We start from the raw sequence: 6,130 nt of genomic DNA, 5'->3' as shown, positions 1-6,130 counted from the left end.
TACCGCCGTCAGCTCGCCTGCCAGCCCACTCGGCCGTCGCCCCGCCATCCGCCGGCCCGCTATCCGTCAGCCCGCTATCCGTCAGCCCGCCATCCGGCTCGGGCTCACCACCGTCCGAGGGCTCGGGGTCCCGCAGGCGGAGGCGATCGCCGCCGGGCAGCCCTACGCGGACCTGGAGGACTTCGCCCGCCGTACCGCCCTGCCGACGCCCGTCCTGGAGGCGCTGGCCACGGCCGGGGCCTTCGGCTGTTTCGGGCTGACCAGACGTCAGGCACTCTGGTCCGCCGGGGTGTACGCGACCGTCTCGCCGGACAGTCTGCCGGGCACGGCCCCCGGCGTGGACGCTCCGCCGCTGCCCGCGATGACCCCGGTCGAGGAGACCATCGCCGACCTCTGGGCCACCGGGACCTCCGCCACCAGCCACCCCATGCAGCATCTGCGCCAGGCCCTCGACCGGGGCGGTGCCCTGCCGGCGTCGGCCCTGCCCGGGGTCGAGCCCGGCACCTCCGTCCTGGTCGGTGGGCTGGTGACGCACCGCCAACGGCCCCCCACGGCAGGCGGTGTCCTCTTCCTCAGCCTGGAGGACGAGACCGGCCTGATCAACGTCGTCTGCAGCCGCCCGGTCTGGGAGCCCAACCGCCGCACCGCCCTGGACCGGGCCGGACTCCTGGTCCACGGTCTCGTCGAGCGCAACCACGGCGCCACCAACCTGGTCGCCACCCGCCTGACCGCCCTCCGGATCGGCGTGTGAGGGAGGCGGTGTCCGAGGCCGATGGGAGGCCGGGGTCTGTCACTGCTGCTCGCTCCTCCGAGGCGTGCCGGGTCACCTGGAGCAGCGTCCGGGCTGTGCTGACAGCGGGTACTTCCGGCTTCCCGTCCGGGTGTTGGTGCTCAGTGGACGGGTTTCGGCGGGTGGGGTGTGCCGAGGCGGTCGGCGAGGGCGGCGGCGACGGCGGCCTCGGCGTGCAGGCGGGTGGTGGCGAAGACCGGGACGGGGCTGTGCTCGGGGGCGATGAGCAGTTCGATCTCGGTGCAGCCGAGGATGACTCCCTCCGCTCCGGCGGCGACCAGTTCGTCGATGACTGCCTGGTAGGCCAGACGCGACTCCTCTCGGATGATGCCCTGGCACAGCTCCTCGTAGATGACCCGGTGGACCGTGGCGCGGCTGCCGGGGGAGGGGACGAGGACATCCAGCCCGTGGTCGGCCAGACGGCCACGGTAGAAGTCCTGTTCCATGGTGAACGCCGTACCGAGCAGACCGACTCGGCGCACCCCGGCCGCCCGGACGGCAGCCGCCGTGGTGTCGGCGAGGTGGAGCAGCGGGATCTCGACGGCCGCCGCGACCTGGTCGGCGACCTTGTGCATGGTGTTGGTGCAGATGAGGAGCAGGTCCGCGCCTGCGGCTGCCAGGGCTTCGGCGGCGGAGGCGAGCACCGCACCGGCCTCCTCCCAGCGTCCTTCGACCTGGAGGCGCTCGATCTCCGCGAAGTCGACCGAGTAGAGCACGCACCGGGCCGAGTGCAGGCCGCCCAGTTGCTCCCTGGTCAGTTCGTTCAGCAGGCGGTAGTACTCCGCCGTGGATTCCCAGCTCATTCCGCCGAGCAGGCCGATGGTCTTCATCGGCCAACTCTCGCATGCCCGCCGGCTGGGGGAGGAGGTGGTCAGTCGGCCGGGCCCGATGGGTCGGCGAGATCGGTGATCAGCACGTCGGAGAGGCGGACGGCGTACCAGACGTCCCGGCTGTTGCCGCCGCCCCAGCTCTCGGTGAGGACGACCGTGGACGAGCCCGCGCCGCTACCGCCGTAGCGCACGAACCAGGACTGCGGGACGTTCTGCGCGCGGAAGACCGGGTCGGCGTCATGGGCGGCGGCCCAGGCGTCGAGGCGGCGGTTCAGGTCGGCGCTGAGGTACTGCGCGCGTACCTGCCGCGCCTGTTGGGCGTTCCGGCCGAGCACAGCGGAGCGGTACTGCTTGAAGAAGGTGTCCACCCGGGCCTCCGCCAGGCTGACCCGCTTGCTGCTCGCGGGGGCGGACGCCTCCCCGACTGCCGGCGCGGCGGCGGCAGCGGAAGGTACGGCGGAGGACAGGAGGACGACCGCGAGGAGTGCCGCGAAACCGGCCGTCACGGTGTGGAGTCGGCTACCGGATCGAGCGCGGGGAACACCGGGGGACCGGACGGGGGACCGGGCACAGGATTGGGTGTGGGATCGAGCGTGGAATCGGGTGCGGAGAGGACCGCGGGATCGTGTACGCCGCTTCATGACGCACAGTCAACCATTCGTCAACAAAGGCGGTAAATCGCTCGACGGAGGGAAATTCGGCTCAATTCGCCTCCCTCGAAGGTCGCCCCTCTCCCGGGGGACCTGCGAACGCCTGGGCGATCGGCAGCCAGGCCGACGCGGTTGCGCCCTCGGCGCGCAGTGCCAGGTCGTCCCGGTGCCGCCGCTTGGTCACCAGCAGGCAGAAGTCCAGCGCGGGACCGGTCACCCGGTCCTCCGCGTCCTCGGCCCCCCAGGTCCACAGCCCTCCGTCGGGCGCCGTGAGTTCGACCCGGATCGGTCGGTCCGGTGCCGGCGCCGGCAGTCCGTGCTGCGCGAACGCGAACCCCATGGTGCGTACGCCGAGGTGGGCCACCTGCCGCAGGCGGGCGGTCGGCTTGCGCTCCACCTCGAGGGCGTCCGCGACGTCCTGTCCGTGCGCCCAGGTCTCCATCAGCCGGGCGGTGGCCATGGTGGCGGGCTTCATCGGCGGACCGAACCACGGCAGTCGAAGTCCCGCCGCCTCGGCCTCCCGCAGCGCGGAGGCCAGCTCCTCCCGACCGGCGCGCCAGCGGCCCAGCAGCGCGGCGGCCTCCTCGCCCACGCCCTCCGCCGCACCCGCCTCGACGGGATCCGTACCGGAGGTGAACCCCCGTTCGGCGGCGACCCGGAAACCCTCCGCGTCGCGCACCGCGAGCAGCGACCAGCGGTCCGTCCAGGCCAGATGGGAGAGTTGGTGGGCGATGGTCCACCCGACGGCCGGGGTGGGGGTGGCGAGCCCGGCACGGTCCAGTCCGGCGACCAGAACGTCCAGGTCGGCGCTCTCGGCCCGCAGGTCGTCCAGGAGCGCGGTGAGGTCTGCCATCGGTCTGCCTCTGCCTTCCGTCGGTGGTGTGGCGGCAACCCGCCGGCACCCGCTGGAGCCGGCGGCGTCCGCAGCGTAACTGCTGTGACAGGCCGGGCGGAACGGGTCCGGCCGGAACTCTCCCGTCCAGGGAGCGCGAGCCACGGCGCCGGGCGGCGACCGTCCGGACCGACCAGGAGACCGCCGCCCGGCGCACGTGCGCCCGTACCCGCACCTGCGCCCGCGTTACCGTCGCCGATCTGCCGGAGAGCGCGATGCACAAGCCGGGCGTCCCCAACCAGGCCGAACTGGACCCGGCAGTACGCAGGTTCGGCCCGGACAGGCCGACCGCCCGTGCCGCACGGCTCAGTTGACCCCCCGCTGCTTGCCCTCCCAGTAGGGCGCCCGCAGCCGGAACTTCTGCAGCTTGCCCGTGGTGGTCCTGGGCAGCGCGTCGCGGAACTCCACCGAGGTCGGCGACTTGTACCCCGCCAGCCGCTGCTTGCAGTGTGCGATCAGCTCGGCCTCGTCGGCGGAGTGGCCGTCCTTGAGCACGACCAGCGCCTTGACCGTCTCGCCCCACCTGGCGTCCGGCACGCCGATCACCGCGACCTCCAGCACCGCCGGGTGGCGGTACAGGCAGTCCTCCACCTCGATCGAGGAGACGTTCTCGCCGCCGGAGATGATGACGTCCTTCTTCCGGTCGGCGATGGTGAGGGAGCCGTCGGTGAGAGAGCCGCCGTCGCCGGTGTGGAACCAGTCGTCCTTCAGCGCCGCGTCCGTCTCCTCCGGCTGCTGCCAGTAGCCCTCCAACACCACGTTGGAGCGGACCAGCACTTCGCCCTGCCCGTCCACCCGCAGCTGGGTGCCCAGCGAGGGTGCTCCGGCCTGCGCCAGCTTCTCCGCCCGCTCGGCGGAGGGGAGTTCGTCCCACTCGGCGCGGCCGCGGTTGACCGTGACCAGGGGGGAGGTCTCGGTCAGGCCGTAGATCTGCATGAACTCCCAGCCCAGCTCGTCCTCGAAGCGCTGCACCATCGCGGTGGGCGGCGGCGCGCCGGCGATCACCATGCGGACCCGGTCGCGCCCGGGGATCGGGCCGTCCCAGTCGGCGGCGGCCTCCAGGATCATGGCGGCGACGGCGGGCGCACCGCTCAGGAAGGTCACCCCGTGCCGCTCGACCCGGCGCAGGATCTCGGTGCCGTCCACCTTGCGCAGGACGACGTGCTGCGCGCCCAGACCGGTCAGCCCGAACGGCATGCCCCAGCCGTTGGCATGGAACATCGGCAGGGTGTGCAGGTAGACGTCCCGGTCGCCCGCCCCGAAGTGCAGTGCCATCAGTACCGCGTTGAGCCAGAGGTTGCGGTGGGTGAGCTGAACTCCCTTGGGACTGGCGGTGGTTCCACTGGTGTAGTTGACGGTGGCGGTCTGTGACTCGGAAATGCGGTGGCGTACCGGCTCGTTGGCGAAGTCGTACAGCACCTCGTCGCTCTCGGCGCCGAGGACGAACCGGTGCTTGACCGGGATCCCGGCCAGTGCCTCGTCCAGCTCCGGATCCACCAACAGGACGGACGCGCCGCTCTGTTCGACGATGTACGCCACCTCCTCCGCCTTCAGCCGGAAGTTGACCGGTACCAGCACCCGGCCGTGGCCGCTCACCCCGTAGAACGAGGTCATCAGGCGGGCGGAGTTGTGCGAGACGACGGCGACCCGCTCGCCGGGGCCGACGCCGAGCCGGTCCAGACCGGCGGCCTGGGCGCGGGCCAGCGCGGCCATCCGTCGATACGTCACATCGCCCCAGGAGGAGGCCGGTTGAACCGGTTCGTCGATCAGGCCGACGCGGTCTCCATAGACCAGCTCGGCCCGGTCGAGGAAGTCCATCACGGTAAGTGGAGTCTGCATGACGCCACTGTGCCCGGCCCGGCCGCCTTCCGCATACCCCCGGCCGGAGCACCGTCCGACCGACACCGTCCACCCGGCGTCGGCGGTGCGGGGTCTAGGTCGTCACTCCGTCCGTCACCCCGTCGGTCACACGGTCCGTCATATCGGACGTCACGACATCGGTCACGCCGGCCGTGCGCAGCGCGGACGCGAGGCGGTCGCACAGTTTGGTGGCCAGCTGCGGCTCGATCGCCGCAGGCGAGATGCTGCCGAGCGCTCCGCTGCGGACGATCCCGGCGTTGTTCACCAGGATGTCCAAGCGCCCGTGCCGCGCCAGGACGGCGTCGACGATCCGCTCGGGCGCGCCGGGAGCGGTGATGTCGGCGGACAGGGGAGTGACGGGGCTGCTCCCGGAGTCGGTGGCGTCCGCGTCGGGGGAGATGGAGACGGCGGGGGCAGAGGCAGGGGCGGAGGCGGCCGTCTCGGCGAGCGGCCCGGGGCGGCGTCCCACGGCCACCACCCGGGCGCCGAGGGCGGCGAACCTGCGTGCGGTCGCGCGGCCGATCCCGGTCTCCGCGCCCGTGACCACGGCGACCTTTCCGTGCAGCGAAGTGCTGTCGATGCTGTTCACGAGGGAGAGCGTGCAACCCTGCCGCCAGTGTCAGGGTCAAGCCGTCCGGTCGGCGGCAGGGGCAGGTTTGGATCGTGCCCACTCGGCCGTACCGGTGTATCTGGTCGTCCGGGAGGGTGGAATGACTGCGTCTGGTTGCCTGGCTGCGCTCCGGGGTGCCGAAGATCGTGGCGTCCTGTCACCAATCTGGTTCTTCGCCACTTCCGGAGGACTCATGCGCACCTCGATCGCCAGGATTGCCGCTGCTGCGGCCATGGCCGGTATCGCTCTCATCGGCGGGGCCGGCGTGGCCTCTGCCCAACAGGACGGCATGCACCCGCAGGGCTCCCTCGCCGTTGGCGGTGACGCGGACTTCACCGGCACCGGCGCCGGTGTTGCGCTCGCCGTCGGCGGCGACGCCAGCTCGTCGGGCGGCGCCGCGCTCGCGGTCGGCGGCGACGCGACCAGCAGCTGATCGTAGGGGTCAGCGGCTCGGCCAAGGGGCCGGCCGGGTGCTCAACGGGCGCACCCGGCCGGCCC

The 6,130-nt window shown here is 72.3% G+C and carries 7 protein-coding genes; 2 read left to right on the top strand and 5 right to left on the bottom strand.

What is annotated here, in order from left to right:
• Positions 1-751, top strand: a 751-nt coding sequence (locus UK12_RS25570; protein WP_045305497.1) for a helix-hairpin-helix domain-containing protein, incomplete at its 5' end; no start/stop codon positions are given.
• A gap of 140 nt (positions 752-891) precedes the next feature.
• Here UK12_RS25570 and UK12_RS25565 read toward each other — a convergent pair.
• The 5 genes from UK12_RS25565 to UK12_RS25545 all read right to left on the bottom strand — a co-directional run bounded on the left by UK12_RS25565 (position 892) and on the right by UK12_RS25545 (position 5,611).
• Positions 892-1,620, bottom strand: a complete 729-nt coding sequence (locus tag UK12_RS25565; protein ID WP_045305496.1) for an aspartate/glutamate racemase family protein — start codon at positions 1,618-1,620, stop codon at positions 892-894.
• Between the two features lie 41 nt (positions 1,621-1,661).
• Positions 1,662-2,126, bottom strand: coding sequence for a hypothetical protein (locus tag UK12_RS25560; protein ID WP_045305495.1), 465 nt, complete (start codon positions 2,124-2,126; stop codon positions 1,662-1,664).
• 196 nt (positions 2,127-2,322) lie between these two features.
• Entirely contained in the window at positions 2,323-3,123 is an 801-nt protein-coding gene (locus tag UK12_RS25555; protein WP_045305494.1) for a TIGR03084 family metal-binding protein, read from the bottom strand.
• Positions 3,124-3,468: 345 nt separating this feature from the next.
• Positions 3,469-5,001, bottom strand: coding sequence for an AMP-binding protein (locus tag UK12_RS25550; RefSeq protein ID WP_045305493.1), 1,533 nt, complete (start codon positions 4,999-5,001; stop codon positions 3,469-3,471).
• A gap of 94 nt (positions 5,002-5,095) precedes the next feature.
• Positions 5,096-5,611 carry an SDR family NAD(P)-dependent oxidoreductase gene (locus tag UK12_RS25545; RefSeq protein ID WP_052682153.1) on the bottom strand — a complete coding sequence of 172 codons (516 nt, stop codon included), beginning with the start codon at positions 5,609-5,611 and terminating at the stop codon, positions 5,096-5,098.
• A 214-nt stretch (positions 5,612-5,825) separates the two neighbouring features.
• Between UK12_RS25545 and UK12_RS25540 the strand changes: the two genes are divergently transcribed.
• Entirely contained in the window at positions 5,826-6,065 is a 240-nt protein-coding gene (locus tag UK12_RS25540) for a hypothetical protein (RefSeq protein WP_045305492.1), read from the top strand.
• Positions 6,066-6,130 lie beyond the last annotated feature (65 nt).

Source organism: Saccharothrix sp. ST-888 (assembly GCF_000955975.1).
Classification (GTDB): Bacteria; Actinomycetota; Actinomycetes; order Streptomycetales; family Streptomycetaceae; genus Kitasatospora.
Note: the sequence above shows the minus strand (reverse complement) of the source record. Positions and strands in the feature narration are given on the sequence as shown.